The sequence below is a fragment of the Kiritimatiellales bacterium genome (genome assembly GCA_041656295.1).
GTDB lineage: Bacteria > Verrucomicrobiota > Kiritimatiellia > Kiritimatiellales > Tichowtungiaceae > Tichowtungia.
On the sequence record JBBADV010000001.1, the window covers coordinates 237,259 to 254,018 of the forward strand.

Below are 16,760 nucleotides of genomic sequence, written 5' to 3' on the forward strand. Positions count from 1 at the left end.
TTTCACTGTGCAAGAACACAGAGATCACAAAATTTAATATTTTTGCGCTCTGCATTCTTTGCGGTTAGTCATTAATCTTCAACCGAAACTAATTTCTGTCCGGCGCCGGCATCAGCAGTTTCAACATTATACTGTCCGCGCCGGCGCGCTTTCAGTTCGCCGAACCGTTTGGATTTATTCCAGTTTTGAACTTTGCTGAAATAGCCGACTACGCGGGTTTCACCAACGACATCTTCGGACTCGCACTGCGGACATTTTTCCAGCAGCCCGCGCATCTGGTGATGGCAGCTGTTACAGAAGGTGAATTCCGGCGAAATGGTAACCTGTGCCGACTGCGTACGGAAAAATGTTTCCGTGATCAGTTTATTGATCGCTTTTGCAGAGGGCTTTTCTTCGCCGATGAACGCGTGTGTTATCGCACCGGACTCGATCAGGCTGTGATATTTCCCCTGTTCGCGAATGCGTTCCACCAGACCGACCGGCGCATCAGCGGTGAGATGCACAGAGTTGGTGTAATAGCAGACATCGTCACTGTCTCCTTTCACAATGTCCTTCGCCTCTTCATGGAAGTAGACGAGGTCGCTCTTCGCCAGACGGCGCGCAGCGCTTTCCGCCGGCGATTCTTCGAGTGTGAACTTCAGATTGTATTTCTTCGTCATCTTTTTCGTTTTCACATACATGTGCGCTACAATCTGCTGACCGAATTTTTGCGCTTCCTCGCTCTCGTGCAGCTCCTGTCCGATCAGGAATTTCACTGCGTCATTCACGCCGATCAGACCAACAATGTACGTTGAGGTTTCGAGATTCACATACGGTTTCCCGTCGCATGAATTTTTTCCGATCTGCCACAGCGGGTGTCCGCTGCCGCTCATCATTTCGGTAATCTTGGCTTTCTTCTGCAGATGTGCCTGTGCGACAAGTTCGAGCATTTTGTCGAGCTCTTCGTAAAAGTTTGCGAGAATATCGCCGCCGCGGCGCGATGCGCGGTAGGATGCCTGCGGGATATTAATCGTTACATTCTGGAATCCGCAGAAGCGCATGGTTTCCGGATGACGCAGCATGCGGTTATCATTAATCGTTGTGCGCAGACGGCAGCAGGCGGAGAGTGTGACTTCGTCGCGATCGAAGATGAAATAGGTCGAACCGTTTTTCGCCGCGAGTTCACACGCTGCTTCAAAAATATTGTATTGTTCCGGATCGGTGAAGGTTTCTTCACTGACGTGGAAGTCGCATTTCGGGAATTCAAAAATGCGACCGTTGCTGTCACCGTCGCCCCAGACCTCGAGCAGTGCACGGCAGAACTCCTGCGCTTCTGTGGTGTAATCACCGTACGTCAAAACCTTTTCACCGGCAGCGGTCACCGCTTTTTCGACCTTGCCATCCGCTTCAAGGCCGTCTTTACCGATAATTTCGCGCAGTACGAGACGGCGCGAACCGTCGGCTTCCATTGCATAGAGATCCATTAACTGATATCCGCTGGTGTCGCGTTCTTCGCGCAGCACCTCCTCAAGCATGGTTTTCGTGCCATCTTTGCGGCGCAGCATATATTTCCCGCCGGGACCGATCGCCGGCACAGTTTTCATGTAATTCGGAACGCCGGAATGTATGTTAAAGTCAAGAAACAGCGTCTGCCCGCCGCGGCTGAATGCATTCTGGGAGCCGTTGAAGATCAGCTCCTGCGCAATCTGTTTCAGCTCTTTAGCGGTCATACCTTCGAGCAGCGGCGCATACAGGATATTGATGTACGCGATGCCGAGCGCGCCGGCGTAGTTTGCCTGCATCGACGCAAGGAAGGTGTTGAGGTGTCCTGTCAGCACGGACGCCGTTTTTGCCGGTTTTGATTCTGTATTCAGATTGATCAGACCTTTCAGCCCGTACTTTTTCACATACTCAATCGAATGGCTGGAGCAGTACACGCGGTGCGGATAACCGAGGTCGTGCAGGTGCACTGCGCCGGTGTTGTGTGCGCGTTTAATATCGGCATCAAAAATTGTATCCAGTGCCCACTGCTTCAGCACCAGTTCGGCGATACCGAGATTCACCGCTTCCGGATTATTGTTCACAATGTTGCTGTTTTCCGTCGACTTCGTGAACATCAGTTTTTCCACGTAATCGCGCGGCACGCCGTAGAGCGACAGGTCGCGCAATTGTTCCTGATAGCCGCGTTCGGTGAGTTCGTTATTCACCATTTCACGGATCAACGTGGTGTTAACCGTATTAATTTTGCCGGCAATGATGCGGTTTTCAACCGATTTCGCAATACTGATGGCTGTATCGACAGCGAGGTCGGTTTTGTCAAGAATCTGTTTTGTGATGCGTTTGCGATCCCACGGCAGTGTCACTTCGGCGGAGTGCGATTCGACGAGCAGCAGGCTGGCATCTGTCACGTCCACTTTGCCTCTTTTTGCACTGCCGTCGCGCACACGGATACTGTTACGCGCCAGTTCGCGCTGTTTGCGATAGCGTTTATATGCCGCGACCACCAGCGTTTCGCCGCTTTCGGCCAGCAGAATTTCGACCAGGTCCTGCACGTCTTCAATTTTCGGAATCCGCTTTCCATCGTTTTCCGGGCGGACATAAAATTCGGATTGCGGGTTATTGAGCTGCTCGATCACTTCGGCGGCAATTTTCGGAGCGAGGCCTTCGTTACGCGGCAGATTCTGCTTGCGCGACACCTCATTCACCGCGCCGTGAATGGCCATTTCTATTTTTTTTGCGCTGAAAGGAACCACCAGACCGGAACGTTTCCGGAATCCGTCAAAAGGTGCATCTTTTCTTATAAATACGTCTGTCATAACATCTTCTCCGTGTTGATAACCTGTTAATAACTCCGGTTGCCGGTGTTTTAATTATTGTTTGTTTACGAGAACCGACGCTATCTAAATGAAGTATGCATGTCAACCGCCAACCACAATATATTGTGGTTTTCATAACATGATGAAAATCAGGCTCTTCTGCAGAAAAAGAACAAATTCCGCCAGATTTTTTTTATAAATTCATCTTTAAAAGAACACAAACTTCCGTTAAATATTTTTGTCATGACAGAGCGGGAAGCATTTATTGCATTGAATATGATTGAAGGAATCGGGCCGGTGAAAGTGCAGGCATTGATTGATGCGCTGGGATCGCCGGAGGCTGTGTTTGATCCGGCAGTGAATGATTTCCGTGAAGTTCAGGGAATCGGCGAAAAACTGTCGGAATCGATTTTAGCACAGCGCTGTGAAGTTGATTTTACCGGTGAACTGGAACACGCGAAGTCACTCGGAGTTAAAATTATTACACCGGCAGATGCGGACTATCCGCCGGCGTTGAAGTCCATTTATGATCCGCCGCTGGCATTGTATGTTTCCGGCAGTCTTCTGCCGCGCGATAAACACGCACTTGGTATTGTCGGTTCCCGGAAATGCACATATTACGGACAGAGTACTGCCGACCGGCTGGCGTATCAGCTCGCGCAAACCGGATTTACCGTGGTGAGCGGACTCGCACGCGGCATTGATGAAGCGGCGCACGAGGGAGCGCTGAAAGGACAGGGGCGGACGGTCGCTGTGCTCGGGTCGGCGCTCGATGCATTGTATCCGCCGGAAAATACGGAGCTGGCGGAACGGATTGCAAAATCCGGCGCAGTGGTGAGCGAATATCCCTTCGGCCGGCAGGCCGACCGGCAGACATTTCCGTACCGAAACCGGATTATCAGCGGGCTGTCGATGGGTGTGATTGTGGTGGAGTCCGGCGCAAAAAGCGGATCACTGCACACTGTCGATGCGGCAATGGAACAGGGACGGAGTGTGTTTGCAGTACCGGGCAGAATCGACTCTCCGGCATCGAAGGGAACGAACCGGCTGATAAAAAACGGGGCGAAATTAGTCGACAACGTCGCCGATATATTGGAAGAGTTCGAGCTTTTATTGCCTCCGGACAAGCTGGTAGCTCCGGCGCCGGAAGGTTCGGCTCGCCCGGAAGTGCCGCTTTCGGACGCCGAACAGGTGCTGGTAAAAGCGCTCTGGGCGGAGGCTCTGGATGTGGACAGTCTGGCGCGCGCGGCCGGACTGCCGAGTGCGAAAGTAAGTGCGCTGCTCATCGGACTCGAAATGAAGCGCGTAATTAAAATACTGCCGGGCCGGATTGTGGAACTGGCAGAAGACTTGAAAGGTTGAACCGCGGATAACGCAGATGGAAACGGATATTTTTAAAAGTGAAAAGACAGTAGAACAACCGTCCCGGTGGTATGAAGCAAGCAGGACGTTTACTCTACGTTTTTATTCGCGAAAATTCGCGTTCATTCGCGATTAAAAAAGATTTAAGAAATGAGTAAAACATTAGTGATTGTGGAATCGCCGGCAAAAGCAAGGACGATTAATAAATATCTGGGCAGTGATTACGTTGTGAAAGCATCGATGGGTCATGTGCGCGATCTGCCGCCGAAAAAGCTCGGAGTGGATGTCGATAAGAATTTTGAACCGGAATATGTGAACACCGCATCGCGGACAAAAACAATTTCCGAACTGAGAACCGCCGCAAAAAACAGCACTGCCGTTATTCTGGCTCCCGATCCTGACCGGGAAGGGGAGGCGATTGCGTGGCATCTGTTTGAACTGCTGAAAGATGTTGTACCGCCGGAAAAATTCAGCCGCGTGACCTATAATGAAATTACAAAAAAAGCAATTCAGGAGGCGTTTGCGCATCCGGTGGAAATTGATATGAAGCGTGTGAACTCGCAACAGGCGCGCCGCATTCTCGACCGGCTGGTCGGTTTTAAAGTGAGTCCGCTGCTGTGGAAACAGATTAAAGGCGGCGTGAGCGCCGGTCGCGTACAATCCGTTGCGCTGCGTCTGGTGTGTGAACGCGAAGGCGAAATTCAGAATTTTAAGCCGGAAGAGTTCTGGCTGCTCGGTGCGAATGTGAAAAAGCAGACGCCGCCGGTCGATCCGTTTTTTATTAAGCTGGCACAGGTGAACGGCGAAAAAGCCGAAATAAAAACCGCTGGTCAGGCGGAGCGGATTCGCGCCGAACTGGAAAAAAGCTCGCTGCGTGTGGCGCGTATTATTCAAAAAGAGATTCAGCGCAAAGCGCGTGCGCCGTTTATCACAAGCACGCTGCAGCAGTCGGCGTCGAGCGTATGCGGTTTTTCGCCGGCGCGCACAATGAGTATCGCACAGGCGCTTTACGAAAACGGATTGATTACCTACATGCGGACCGACTCGTTTAACATTGCGCAGAGCGCGCAGGCGGCGTGCCGCGATTTTGTGGCAGCGGAATACGGCGCGGAATATCTGCCGGCGAAACCGAATTTTTATAAGAGCCGCGCCGGCGCACAGGAAGCGCATGAAGCGGTTCGCCCGACGGACGTGCTGCAAACGCCGGCGGCGGTTCAGGGCCTCAAGCCGGAGGAGGCGAAACTGTATAAACTGATTTGGGAACGCTTTGTGGCGAGCCAGATGGTACCGGCAAAAATCGCGCGCCGGACAGCAGAGATTGAAACAGACGGCGCGCATGTTTATCTGTTCCGCGCAACAGCTTCTGAAATTTCTTTTCCGGGTTATATGCGCGCCAGCGGCATTGAAAAACCGGCAGACAAAAAGAATGAAGATGACGAAGAGGAAAACGACGAAGTAAAACTGCCGCCGCTTTCCGAAGGCGAAAAACTCGACTGCGTTGAGTGGACCGGTGAACAGAAATTTACGAAGCCGCCGGCGCGTTACAGCGAACCGGCGCTCATCCGCACGCTGGAAGAAAACGGCGTCGGACGTCCAAGCACCTATGCGCAGACATTGGCGGTGCTCGAAAAACGTGAATATGTAACCAAAGAAAAACGTTCGCTGGTTCCGACGGAGGCCGGGATGCGTGTGAATGACTTCCTCGTCAGCGCGCTCGATGACCTGTTTAATGTAAAATTCACTGCCGAAATGGAAGAGAGACTCGATAAAATTGAAGAGGGATCGGTCGAGTGGACAAACATGATGGCGTCGTTCTATAAACAGTTTTTAAAATGGCTCGACAACGCACGCGATATGGCAGAGCCGGAAGAAACGGTCGAATTACTGAACGTTTTTGAACAGGTGAAAACATGGACTGAACCGGTAAAGCGCGGCCGGCGGACATACGACGATCGCGAAATCATTGCTTCAGTGAAGAAAAAATTTGAAGAAGAAGGTCAGATTACAGCGCGCCAGCAGCAGATGCTGATGCGCCTCGCGAGCAAATATATCGATCAGCTTGACGCTGGTGCGGTGGAAAAACTTAAAATCGAAAAGGAAGAAGGCCCGCGTGCTGAAACTGTCAGCAAGATTGAATTGCTCGCACCGGTGAAATTTGAGGCACCGCGCAAGGTCGGCTCGCGGGTTTATGATGACGGTAAGTTTTTTGACTCATTGCATCAGCAGGTTAAAAACGGCCGGCGGCTGAGTGAGCGGCAGATTACAGCACTTGACGCGCTGCTGCTGAAATATGCCGATCAAATTGAAGGATTCGCCAATGTTGCTGAAACATTTAACATTGCTAAGCCGGAAGCACCGGCGTCTGATACCATCAAACAAATGCTCGGTTTGCTGACGCATGTCAAAGAGTGGAATCCTCCGGTAAAACGCGGTAATTCTGAGTTTAACGATAAAACATTCTACGAATCACTCGCCGGTCAGTTCGAAACCAAAGGGACACTTTCAGATAAACAGGTAGCGGCACTCAAACGCATTATTGCACGCTATCCGGAACAGATTCCTGATTCCGCCGCCGCTTTCGAAAGATACGGCATTACTCTTCCGCGTAATAAAAAAGCAAGGGAAGCTGAATAGTCTTCTAGCTGCGGGTGAACATGAATGGTCGCGAACCCGGTTCAGGATAATCTGTTGTACCGGTTGCCAGAAAAATCACGATGAGCAAAATAATTTTTTGGATGATCTCTGGTTGGCAACAGGATGAAATATCAAATGTTGCCGTCAATTTATTCGCGTTTGTTTATATTCCCTGCCGTTTCGCTGCCGGCGATTCAAGCAGGCTCTTCTTCGAATCGCAGTTGATTTAAAGGGTTTTCTGCTGTTGGCGCGGTTGACACAGTGAAATCGTGAATGTAAAGTTCGCGCCTTATTTATGAATAACGATAACCAGCTTGAAATGCTTCGGCACAGCACGGCGCACGTGATGGCCGCCGCGGTCTGCCGTTTATATGATGATGTGAAGCTCGATATCGGGCCGGCAACTGATGATGGATTTTATTATGATTTTGACCTGTCCCATCGTTTGACGCCGGAGGATTTTCCGGCGATCGAAGACGAAATGATGCGGATTGTAGAAGCAAATCTGCCGTTCGAACGCCTGGAAGTTTCACGCACAGAGGCGGTGAGCATGCTTGCCGGTCAGCCGTATAAATTAGAACGCCTTGCCGATATTCCGGACGGCGAAGCCATCACCTTTTACCGCTGTGGCGATTTTTATGATTTGTGCCGCGGCCCGCACCTGGAAAGCACCGGGCAGGTTCGCACATTCAAACTGCTGTCTGTCGCCGGATCATATTATCGCGGCAAAGAGACCAATCCGATGCTGCAGCGCATTAACGGCACGGCGTTCACGAACGAAAAGCAGTTGTCTCTTTATTTGAAGCAGCTGGAAGAGGCGAAAAAACGTGATCACCGGAAACTCGGGCGTGAGCTTGGTCTGTTCAGCGTGCACGAAGAGGTCGGTCCCGGTTTAATTCACTGGCATCCCAAAGGCGCGCGCATCCGTTCGCTGATTGAAGAGTTCTGGCGCAGGGAGCATTTCCGCAACGGCTACGAAATTATTTATACGCCGCATGTCGGCAAAGCGAATCTGTGGGAAATGTCCGGGCATCTCGATTTTTATAAAGAGGGTATGTACGCGCCGATGGAGATCGATAAATCGGATTACTATGTAAAGCCGATGAACTGCCCGTTCCACATTAACATTTACAAAGCGGATATTCATTCTTACCGCGATCTGCCGCTGCGCTGGGCGGAACTCGGTACAGTGTACCGTTACGAAAAGGCCGGCGTGCTGCACGGCCTGCTGCGCGTGCGCGGTTTTACGCAGGATGATGCGCACATTTTCTGTACGCCGGAACAGATTGAAGATGAAATCAAGGAAGTGCTGCGCTTCTCAACATTCATCTGGAAAACGTTCGGCTTTAAAAATATTACGGCGTATCTCTCTACGCGGCCGGAAAAAGCCGTTGGTGAACCGGAGCGCTGGGCGCAGGCGACGGAGTCGCTGGAGTCGGCACTCAAAGCGCTGAACATTCCCTATGATACGGATGCCGGCGGCGGCGCATTCTATGGACCGAAAATTGATTTAAAAATTAAAGACGCCATCGGGCGCGAATGGCAGATGAGTACGATCCAGTTCGACTTTAATCTGCCGGAGCGTTTTGACCTCAGTTATATTGGCGAAGACGGCGGGAAGCACCGTCCCTATATGGTGCACCGTGCGCTGTTCGGCAGCATCGAACGTTTTTTTGGAATTCTGGTTGAGCATTACAGCGGCGCGTTTCCGGTCTGGCTTGCACCGGAACAGGTGCGCGTTATTCCGCTGACCGAAGAGCAGCTTCCCGCCGCAGAAAAACTGGCAGATGAATTGCGCCGGTTGGATATTCGTGCTACAATTGACCATAAGTCCGGCAAAATCGGCGCGAAAATCCGGACGGCGCAAATGGAAAAAGTTCCGTACATGCTGGTGCTCGGCGCTAAAGAAATTGAAAACGGAACCGTTGCGGTGCGTGACCGCAGCGGTGCACAAACAGTCGTGACACCGGCGGAGTTTATAGAAAAACTCGGCGCCGAAGTTATCAATAAAGCCTGATTAACAGGGAGGACGTTATCAGCAGCCCCGCATATAATAGAGGACCCCGCCCGCCGCGCCGAGAGTTCGGCCCGCGCATGAATAATATGATTCGCGTTCCGGAAGTTCGCTGTATCGACGAAAACGGTGAACAGCTCGGAGTGATTCCGACCCGCAAAGCGCTGACGCTCGCACACGAAGCCGGTCTCGATCTCGTTGAAATCGCCGCATCGTCCAAGCCGCCGGTCTGCCGTATTATGGACCACGGCAAGTTCAAATATGAACAGGACAAAAAGAAAAAAGAGCAGAAGAAAAAACAGACCGTGGTCAAACTGAAAGAGGTGAAATTTCACGTCAACGTCGGCGATCACGACTACCAGACAAAACTGCGCCATACGCACGGATTTCTGGCTGACGGCGACCGCGTTAAAGTTTCACTCATGTTCCGCGGACGCGAAAACGCACACCGTGATTTAGGGTTTGAGCTTATGCAGCGCATTGTTCAGGACTGTGTTGAAGTTGCAGCCGTTGAACAGGCGCCCAGGCTGATGGGACGGAATCTTTCCATGATGCTTGTGCCGAAAAAGGCCAAATAACATACTTTTTACAGTTCGTTATTGATAGCTGCGTTCCTTTTTCCTGGTTCAAATGTTTTTGCATTTACAATCTACCCAGGCCAAAAAGTTGATGAACTTTCGTAAATTCCGCTTGAAAACAAAATCAAGCCCGCTATCCTTTCAACTCTCTTTTGTGGGGGTGTAGCTCAATTGGTTAGAGCACCAGCCTGTCACGCTGGGGGTTGCGGGTTCGAGTCCCGTCATCCTCGCCACATTTCAGGGGTTAAGACATCAATCTTAACCCCGTTTTTATTGCCTAAAATGCAAGTTCATATTCCGGAAATCAAAATTGATAGCATGTGATGTTTCGTGATGAAGATTGATCAAAAGTGGAAACAAAGTGGAAACATTTTTTGTTTCTGCTCTCTGACGGAAGCTGTTCAGAACAATTCAAGGAGTATTTTTCTTCAGGAAAAAGTGTGTGCAGGTATCCAGCTAAAAAAATATCTGTTCGTTTCGTTGGGTTTATTGCCGCTATTTCACTCTAGAATTGACTTTCTCCCTGTGGGCAAGGGGTAGGCATAGGTTAGCGGGGGATCGATCAAATTTGAAAGCTAAACCCTGGTCTAAAGTGGGGGTTTAATTTTAGACTGAAGGCTCATTGATGTTCTCCATCCCATTTTTAGCGCAGTTTGAGTGAAAAAGCTTTTCGGAGTCCATGTTTCCTTGTGAATTTCCCAAGAGCCGGATGGCTCATATCTAAGAAGGCTCCCTGAATATTGCAGAATCACAATCTGGATGAATATCTATGTGTGGACATCTATGCTGGCGAATGCGAGCGCGCAAGCGTGAAGCTGTCGCAAGCATTGATGTATTAAATCTCTCTTTCACTCGATGTTGCTTTACGCAGAAACGAGGCGTGATGAGAATTTATTTGCTGGAGGGCGCCGCCACGCCCGTAAGCGGATAAACTCATGACGCCGTAGAAAAAAGCATCCTTTTTCCCATAGGACTCGACCCATAATCAACCCCATGATACCAACTTTACGATAGGTACTCTTTATATATCTCTGTCTCTGCACATTTGTGTGAACTGAAAAAAGAATGTTAACCCGGTTAACAGTGATCTGGAATAAAAATTCCAGTTATTGCAGAGTATTTAATTGTCAATTTCAGAGTAACGGCTGACCCTCGATAACATACATGGAAATGCTCTAATATTCCCATTTTCCATCCCACGGCATAGGCTACAGACATGTTATATATATTATTATTAAAATATAATTCTTAACGCGCGCGATAAACGCGCGTGCGCGAGAGGCAGCTCAAAAATCGCCGAAGGACAAATTTCTAAAGATACGGATTTTCGCAGAATAAATATTCCAAAAGCTGGATAACCTAGTTATTAAATTTTTGACCGTTGACAGCAACCATCCATGCGCTGCCTTTATTGACACTCATCAAGCTTTTCAAAAAATAGTTCGGTGTAGCGAGAAGTAAGAAGTTTTGCCTGTTTAAGCTCTTCCTGATTCATCTCAAGGATGATTTTATCAAATTCCGGTTTTTCTTCATTGTAATCTGAAAGCATTGCCAGAGACAGCCACGCATATGCCTCGACGAGATTACGCTCAACACCCTCGCCAACTGCATAGCATTTCCCTAGTATTGAGTGAGCAAGCCACAGCTTTCGTTCTGCTGCTAAACGGATAAGTTCAACTGCTTCGGCAGTGTATTTTTCTTCATCTAAAAACCATTGCGCGAAAAAATAGCATGCCCAGTCGTGCCCCTGATCTATGGCGCTTTGGTACCATTTTTTTGCATTAGCTTCGCCGGTTTTAATATCCTCATAGTATAAGGCAAGTGATGTTTGCGCATCAGCATCTCCGGCTTTTGCAGCACGGAGACACCATGTTTTAAACTTTTTAATGTTTTTTCGGCATCCGCGTCCAAGCAAATAACATCGCGCCAACTCTTCTTGAGCTTTTGTATGCCCTAACTCAGCTGCCTGTTGAAAACAACTAAATGCTGCCTTATTAAATGATTGTGATATTTTTGCCCCATAATCAGTGCGTCGCTTAATATACTCTAATTGCAACTCATCTGGAGGAACAACTTCTCCAGCGAGATAGCGTTTCCCAAGCTGATATTGCTCTTCAGCAGTTTTGTATGGGCTTGTTTTCACCTTTAAATCCAAAATTTCACGGCGACTCGGAAAAATATTTTTTGCGATAGTCACGCGCCACTTCTTGTGCCGCCGAAATTTGCGCTGGAGTCAATTCCTGCATGAAATCCGAGCGAAGTTCTTCCAGTGGCTCTCTTGCTGATTCATTTTCAAGTTTGACTGAAAGAGCTATATTTGAAAACACATATGCCAGCGCCATATCTTTAGAGACACCATTTCCTGACCCATAACACATTGCCAATAAAGCACAAGCATCTACATCCCCCGACTTCATTGCCTTCCAAAAACAGACAGCCGCAAACTTATAATCTTGTAAAAATCCATTTTCTCCAAAGTAATGCTTAAGTCCTAAAATCCTTTGTGCTACTGCAGTAGCCCTCGGGTCTGAATTTGGGTGTTGCCCAGCCGCTGCCATCCAGAGGTATTTCTGCCCTTTTTCATTATCTTTCGGAACCCCGGCCCCTTGGAAATACATACTAGACAATTTAAGCTGCGCAGCCGTACTCCCTTTCTCGGCAGATAATGTATACCATTTTGCGGCCTCCTTTAGGCTCTGAGGGACTCCAATGCCTTCCTCATAGCATACTCCAAGACGATCGTAAAACATCCTTACGGCAGGGTGGTTTTTCCCAGATTCAGCTGCTTGCCGGTACCACAAAAAAGCCTCTTTATAATTTTTTTCTACTCCCAGCCCGTTTTCATATGCATAACCAGTCCACCACTGTGAATAAGAATTTCCCTTTTTCGCCTCTTCCAGGTGTTCTTCGAAAGTCATATTAATGGCCGAAAACACTGTCAGTTTTAAAAAAATAATGATCCATATTAAATATTTTTCCTTCATTACCGTGTCCTTTATTTTTAACGTACTCTAGCTGTACTTTATCCCGCGGGATAAAGTAATCCTTATTCATACGACTAAGATTACTAAATTCAGCAGGCTCTAGCATTTAATTGTATGGTTTACCAAAATTAGGGAAAGAATCCCCCATGATTTGCCTCGGGAAGTACCACTCCCCGTGATTTTAACACCGCATCGATGCGAATCAGTGCATCACACATTGCATCTTTATCTTTTTCAGATGCAACCCAAATAGTATCGATGGATATTTTGTCTATTTTGTTCCTCATCGTAACTAATTTTGAAGTGCTCATCGCATCCCACCGATAGAATCCGAGAAAAAAACTTGCAAGTCCCATAATTATCCTCCGAATATTAATCCCAATAAAATAATACCAATAACTATCGGGATAGCCCATATAATGCACTGAACCATGCATCCGGCAGTTGCTAGTCCGCCAGCAGCGGCAACATTGGCGGCTTCTTTCATCCGATCTTTCGGTTTACTTTCCTGCGAGCTCAGCAAGGAAATTATGCCGGCGATCAGCGCTCCAATTAAAATAACAGCTAATACTGTTCCCACTTTTACCTCCTATTTGTTTATCCGTGATAAGAATTCAGCTCCAAAAAGATTCCCAATAAATCGGTATACCCTTAGGTATTATCTGAATAAATATGGAGGCTTGCAGGCTTAAAAATGTCGAAGCAATTGAAATGGCAATTGAGACGTGTAATAACCCCTGATTTCTTTTTTTCTGCATGTTCCTCTCCTGTGTTGTTGTTTCACAAACCGGAAGAGGCACTTCTTAGAGAAGAGGCGACACCCCCGGCTATGCTCCACCGAGGCCCGCCAGAGCCCACACATGAACATAACACTGGAGGTGCGCCCGATTTGGCGCATCCTCTGTATTATTCGTTCATGTGTCGTGAAACTGGCGGTTTCGGTGAAACGACTAAAACTTATGATGCTAAATTATTTTATTAACTAAATTATAAAAACTCCTCTTGATCTTCCTAAAATACATCTAACAAAAATAAAACTCAATTAAGATTTAATAACACAAAAAATCATTTTTCTACGATAGCTCGGTATTTTAAAAACCCAGCAGCGATCAATTTCCCCAACAGCGTATCTGCTGTTTCTTTTACGAATTCGTCTTCATGATGATGTCCCAGTTTTAGAATTTCCGGTAAGGCGTTTTTACTTTCAAGTGCCCATTGCTGAGGTCGACGAAGTTGTTGGTTGATGTAGTTGGCGACGGTCTCCATGACCTCTCTAGGAAAATTGTTAAAATATTCAATGAGATGGTTTAGGACTTCGTCATTCTGATAAGAAAACGTCGTATGCTTACTCGCAGAAACAAGCTTTTCCAATTTCCATTTCTTATCAAAATACTCTGAAATAAACCATGTGCTCTCAGCATCCCAGCCTTTTGGTGAAACAGGGGCAATTTCTTTTTCCCACCATTCATGAAAAAGTTTAAATCGCTCTACACTCTCCGCTTGCAAATCTTTATTTTTATCAAGTATTCGTCCCATATACTCCAACACAATAACCTGATAAGAGGGATCGGCTTCGTGCATAAATTGACAGAGTATATCCGTTTCACTTACGTCTATTTTTCCCCATGTATAAAATAAAACAAGATGGTGACAAAAGCGTACCACCCAACCGCGACGAGCATTACCATTATCTTTTTCGGGTTCTTTAATTTCTGGGAACGAAAGTGCTCGTTGATAAATTAATTTTAAATCATCGTATAGATCAAAAAATGGATCGCCATAGCGAAAATAAGTTTCCCAGACGGCATCAAAGAAAACGGATGCAATCTCTTCTTCAGGGAAAATTTTCGTCAAATTTTCTTTAACCCATTTTTTATCCATCCACCAGATATTCGGAAGAAAGAACCCATAGCAACTTCGTATTGCCGGAGACGGTTCAATGTCTTGATTCAATCTCTCATCTAGCAATTGCTGAAGCTCTGGTAGGCAGGAAAATCCAAGAAGAGAATCAGGATCACTTTCACGCTTAACCCAAAGGCCGTAACTAATCGCTAATTCCATCGCACATCCTCGGACAGAATTAATTGCAATATTATGAGGATTATCCCATGTTGACTCTACAGATGGATCAACATCCGTTAATGCCAGCTGGATAATACTAAAAATATCTTTTCGAAAAATAAAAGGAATCGGATTTTTTGCATCAGAATGAATTCTACTTCTTAAATATCTCAAGAGATCTCGTTTAACCTCTCCATACTGTTTTTTATATTGTTCCCCATCATATTCTCTTTCCCACGAGGACAGCTGCATGCACCAAATAATCCATCCTAAAATATTATTTTCAGACAGAAATTCTGTCATAGATCCAATTATTGCCTCAGATATTCCGCTAATAAACGCCGGATTTACATCTCTCTTTTTTAAGACATCGATTTTATTTGCATATTTTTCTGGATTTTCAGATATCGCGACCGTAATTGCTTTTTTTAAGCCTCGTTCGGTTGTCCAGTGTAAATGTTTTGCCGAGGGGGTATATTCAGAAAGATATGTCATTAATTTTTCCACCGGCATCCGTTGTATTTCATCACTTGATATAGGTGATTTCTCTGCTACAAATCCGCTTCCAGTCCAATTATCAAAACTTAAACGATCTAAAGCCTCATCCTCATCCTCTTCTCTATTCAATTGACTAATTTTTTCTCGCCAGACATCATTTAAGTAATCTTTTAAAAACCGTAGCCGACGATATTGCTGCCAGTTTTGATAATCTTTTCGGAATTGTTCAGGAACTTCGGAATCTTCAGGAATTTCGTCAATCCAGCTGAGAATTTTCTCTTTACTTCTTTGATCAAAAAAAGAAAAACCTTTCCGCAAAAGTAGCAAATATTCATGGATAACATTTGCATCTTCAAAGAAGGCTCGATTACTTGCACATAACAAGATGTCATCATTTGATCCAAATAAACGCACAAGATGAATTGACAGGCGAACATATACTAAGCTGTTTCTTTCTTTCAGCCAATCTAACCATGATTGTAAAGAAGTACCTTGTTTAATTGAACTTTCTAAAACATCCCTCAAGGCAATGACAACAGAACCTTCAATATAATAATCATCATTTTGATCGTGGTCTTCAATAGCAGGCAACCAATGTGTAGATAAATCATCTTCTTTTGTTGCACGAGGCCATTTTTCTGAAATGAATCGATCTAATTCAGCAGCTAAAAGCTCCGCTAACCTAATTTTATCATGTTCAGAAATTTTTGATAAAATGGATTTTAAAAAATCACGATATTCATAATACCCGGTTCGTGAGTAATCATTATCATCATCCAAAGAGCTTAGATTTTTTAAAACCACAGATAAAAAGTCAAAAATAAGTTCTGACTCTGACTGAAAGTCAATCAGACGAAGCAATAATTTTTTTGTTTTTGAAACGAGAGAGATATCACGAAGAAACGGTTGTGATTGGATTTTTTTTGAAAGATAATTTGCCCATTCTTCACACTGTTCTTTAGGCATATTTATTCCAGCTTCTGTAAAATAACAAAGTAAATGCGAGTCGTCTGTTTCTGTCGCTAACATAAAATCCAAAATTTCGGTTGGGAGTTTGTCCGCAATTCGAATTAAATATTGTGTCTGTGACCACTTGACGCCATCGGAAGCTTCATCTATCTCCAAAAAACCGGATTTTCTCAATCCGGTAAACCATTCCGGCTTATCAAGACGATCAAATAAATATCGTATCAAAGCTTCATTTCTCGGAACTACGGATTTTAGATCTTTTGGACAATGCTGTGCCTTCAGCAATTGATCTACTTTTTTATGCCAGAATTGAAAAGATTTTTCACAAAGAAGAAGAAGATCTCGATATATCGAAACAAAGGTTTCAAAGGTCTCTATTAGTTCATCATTTATTTTTTTAGCTGGCGATAATCCATCTCGATGGGCGATGCCTTGAAACGAAATTTTTTTTAGCCGTTTTGACAACTGCTTATCTTCACACTTCAATAAATCCAATATCGCATCTATCATCTGTGCTTTACTGCGTGCTTGTTGATCACCGCCGGAATTTTCGTCAGCATCAGAGCTAGAATTTTCTTTTGCAATTGGTTTGATGATGCCGAAGATGGAACTATCAAGTTCTCTAAGCAAATGTCCAATGAGGTATATCTTGTGTTCAGGGAAAACTTCGTCATCCAAATTTATAAGATAGCACGCGTCACGGAACAGTTGTGCGGTACCAGTGCCAATAAGTTTTTTTAAAAGCTCATAAAACTCTATATCCTCATCACGCCTGAATCTGAAACTTGAATTTTCTGATTCTTTTGCCGAGGAAATTTTCTCATTCATGTGAAATCCCATTTGTTCATTTGACTGAATGTTTAGA

Annotated in this window: 10 protein-coding genes and 1 tRNA gene; 5 read left to right on the forward strand and 6 right to left on the reverse strand. The window is 46.1% G+C overall.

Features of this window, described 5'->3' with window-relative positions; all coding sequences use genetic code 11:
* Window positions 1-71: 71 nt before the first annotated feature.
* Complete coding sequence (gene nrdD / locus WC959_01040) at window positions 72-2,795, reverse strand: anaerobic ribonucleoside-triphosphate reductase (GenBank protein MFA5687729.1); 2,724 nt, start codon at window positions 2,793-2,795, stop codon at window positions 72-74.
* A 243-nt stretch (window positions 2,796-3,038) separates the two neighbouring features.
* Between nrdD and dprA the strand changes: the two genes are divergently transcribed.
* From dprA to WC959_01065, 5 genes are all read left to right on the forward strand, one after another.
* On the forward strand, window positions 3,039-4,157 hold the full coding sequence (gene dprA, locus WC959_01045; GenBank protein MFA5687730.1) for a DNA-processing protein DprA: 1,119 nt from the start codon (window positions 3,039-3,041) through the stop codon (window positions 4,155-4,157).
* A gap of 150 nt (window positions 4,158-4,307) precedes the next feature.
* Window positions 4,308-6,791, forward strand: a complete 2,484-nt coding sequence (gene topA / locus WC959_01050) for a type I DNA topoisomerase (GenBank protein ID MFA5687731.1) — start codon at window positions 4,308-4,310, stop codon at window positions 6,789-6,791.
* Window positions 6,792-7,086: 295 nt separating this feature from the next.
* Window positions 7,087-8,808: a threonine--tRNA ligase gene (thrS, locus tag WC959_01055; GenBank protein MFA5687732.1), complete on the forward strand. Its 1,722-nt coding sequence runs from the start codon at window positions 7,087-7,089 to the stop codon at window positions 8,806-8,808.
* Between the two features lie 77 nt (window positions 8,809-8,885).
* Entirely contained in the window at window positions 8,886-9,383 is a 498-nt protein-coding gene (gene infC / locus WC959_01060; protein ID MFA5687733.1) for a translation initiation factor IF-3, read from the forward strand.
* Between the two features lie 156 nt (window positions 9,384-9,539).
* Window positions 9,540-9,616, forward strand: a tRNA-Asp gene (locus tag WC959_01065).
* A 1,175-nt stretch (window positions 9,617-10,791) separates the two neighbouring features.
* Here WC959_01065 and WC959_01070 read toward each other — a convergent pair.
* The 5 genes from WC959_01070 to WC959_01090 form a co-directional block, all read right to left on the reverse strand.
* The gene (locus WC959_01070) at window positions 10,792-11,580 is read right to left on the reverse strand and encodes a tetratricopeptide repeat protein (GenBank protein MFA5687734.1); all 789 of its coding nucleotides are present in this window, start codon (window positions 11,578-11,580) and stop codon (window positions 10,792-10,794) included.
* Complete coding sequence (locus tag WC959_01075) at window positions 11,543-12,367, reverse strand: tetratricopeptide repeat protein (protein MFA5687735.1); 825 nt, start codon at window positions 12,365-12,367, stop codon at window positions 11,543-11,545. Before WC959_01075 ends, WC959_01070 begins: the two co-directional genes overlap by 38 nt.
* A gap of 128 nt (window positions 12,368-12,495) precedes the next feature.
* A complete protein-coding gene (locus WC959_01080; GenBank protein ID MFA5687736.1) occupies window positions 12,496-12,723 on the reverse strand; it encodes a hypothetical protein in 228 nt (75 codons plus the stop codon).
* A gap of 2 nt (window positions 12,724-12,725) precedes the next feature.
* Complete coding sequence (locus WC959_01085; GenBank protein MFA5687737.1) at window positions 12,726-12,947, reverse strand: hypothetical protein; 222 nt, start codon at window positions 12,945-12,947, stop codon at window positions 12,726-12,728.
* A gap of 485 nt (window positions 12,948-13,432) precedes the next feature.
* Entirely contained in the window at window positions 13,433-16,723 is a 3,291-nt protein-coding gene (locus WC959_01090) for a hypothetical protein (protein MFA5687738.1), read from the reverse strand.
* Window positions 16,724-16,760 lie beyond the last annotated feature (37 nt).

Coding starts and splice junctions, on each gene's coding strand:
- nrdD (MFA5687729.1), bottom strand. CDS start 2,795: ATGACAGACGTATTTATAAGAAAAGATGCACCTTTTGACGGATTCCGG.
- dprA (MFA5687730.1), top strand. CDS start 3,039: ATGACAGAGCGGGAAGCATTTATTGCATTGAATATGATTGAAGGAATC.
- topA (MFA5687731.1), top strand. CDS start 4,308: ATGAGTAAAACATTAGTGATTGTGGAATCGCCGGCAAAAGCAAGGACG.
- thrS (MFA5687732.1), top strand. CDS start 7,087: ATGAATAACGATAACCAGCTTGAAATGCTTCGGCACAGCACGGCGCAC.
- infC (MFA5687733.1), top strand. CDS start 8,886: ATGAATAATATGATTCGCGTTCCGGAAGTTCGCTGTATCGACGAAAAC.
- WC959_01075 (MFA5687735.1), bottom strand. CDS start 12,367: ATGAAGGAAAAATATTTAATATGGATCATTATTTTTTTAAAACTGACA.
- WC959_01080 (MFA5687736.1), bottom strand. CDS start 12,723: ATGGGACTTGCAAGTTTTTTTCTCGGATTCTATCGGTGGGATGCGATG.
- WC959_01090 (MFA5687738.1), bottom strand. CDS start 16,723: ATGAATGAGAAAATTTCCTCGGCAAAAGAATCAGAAAATTCAAGTTTC.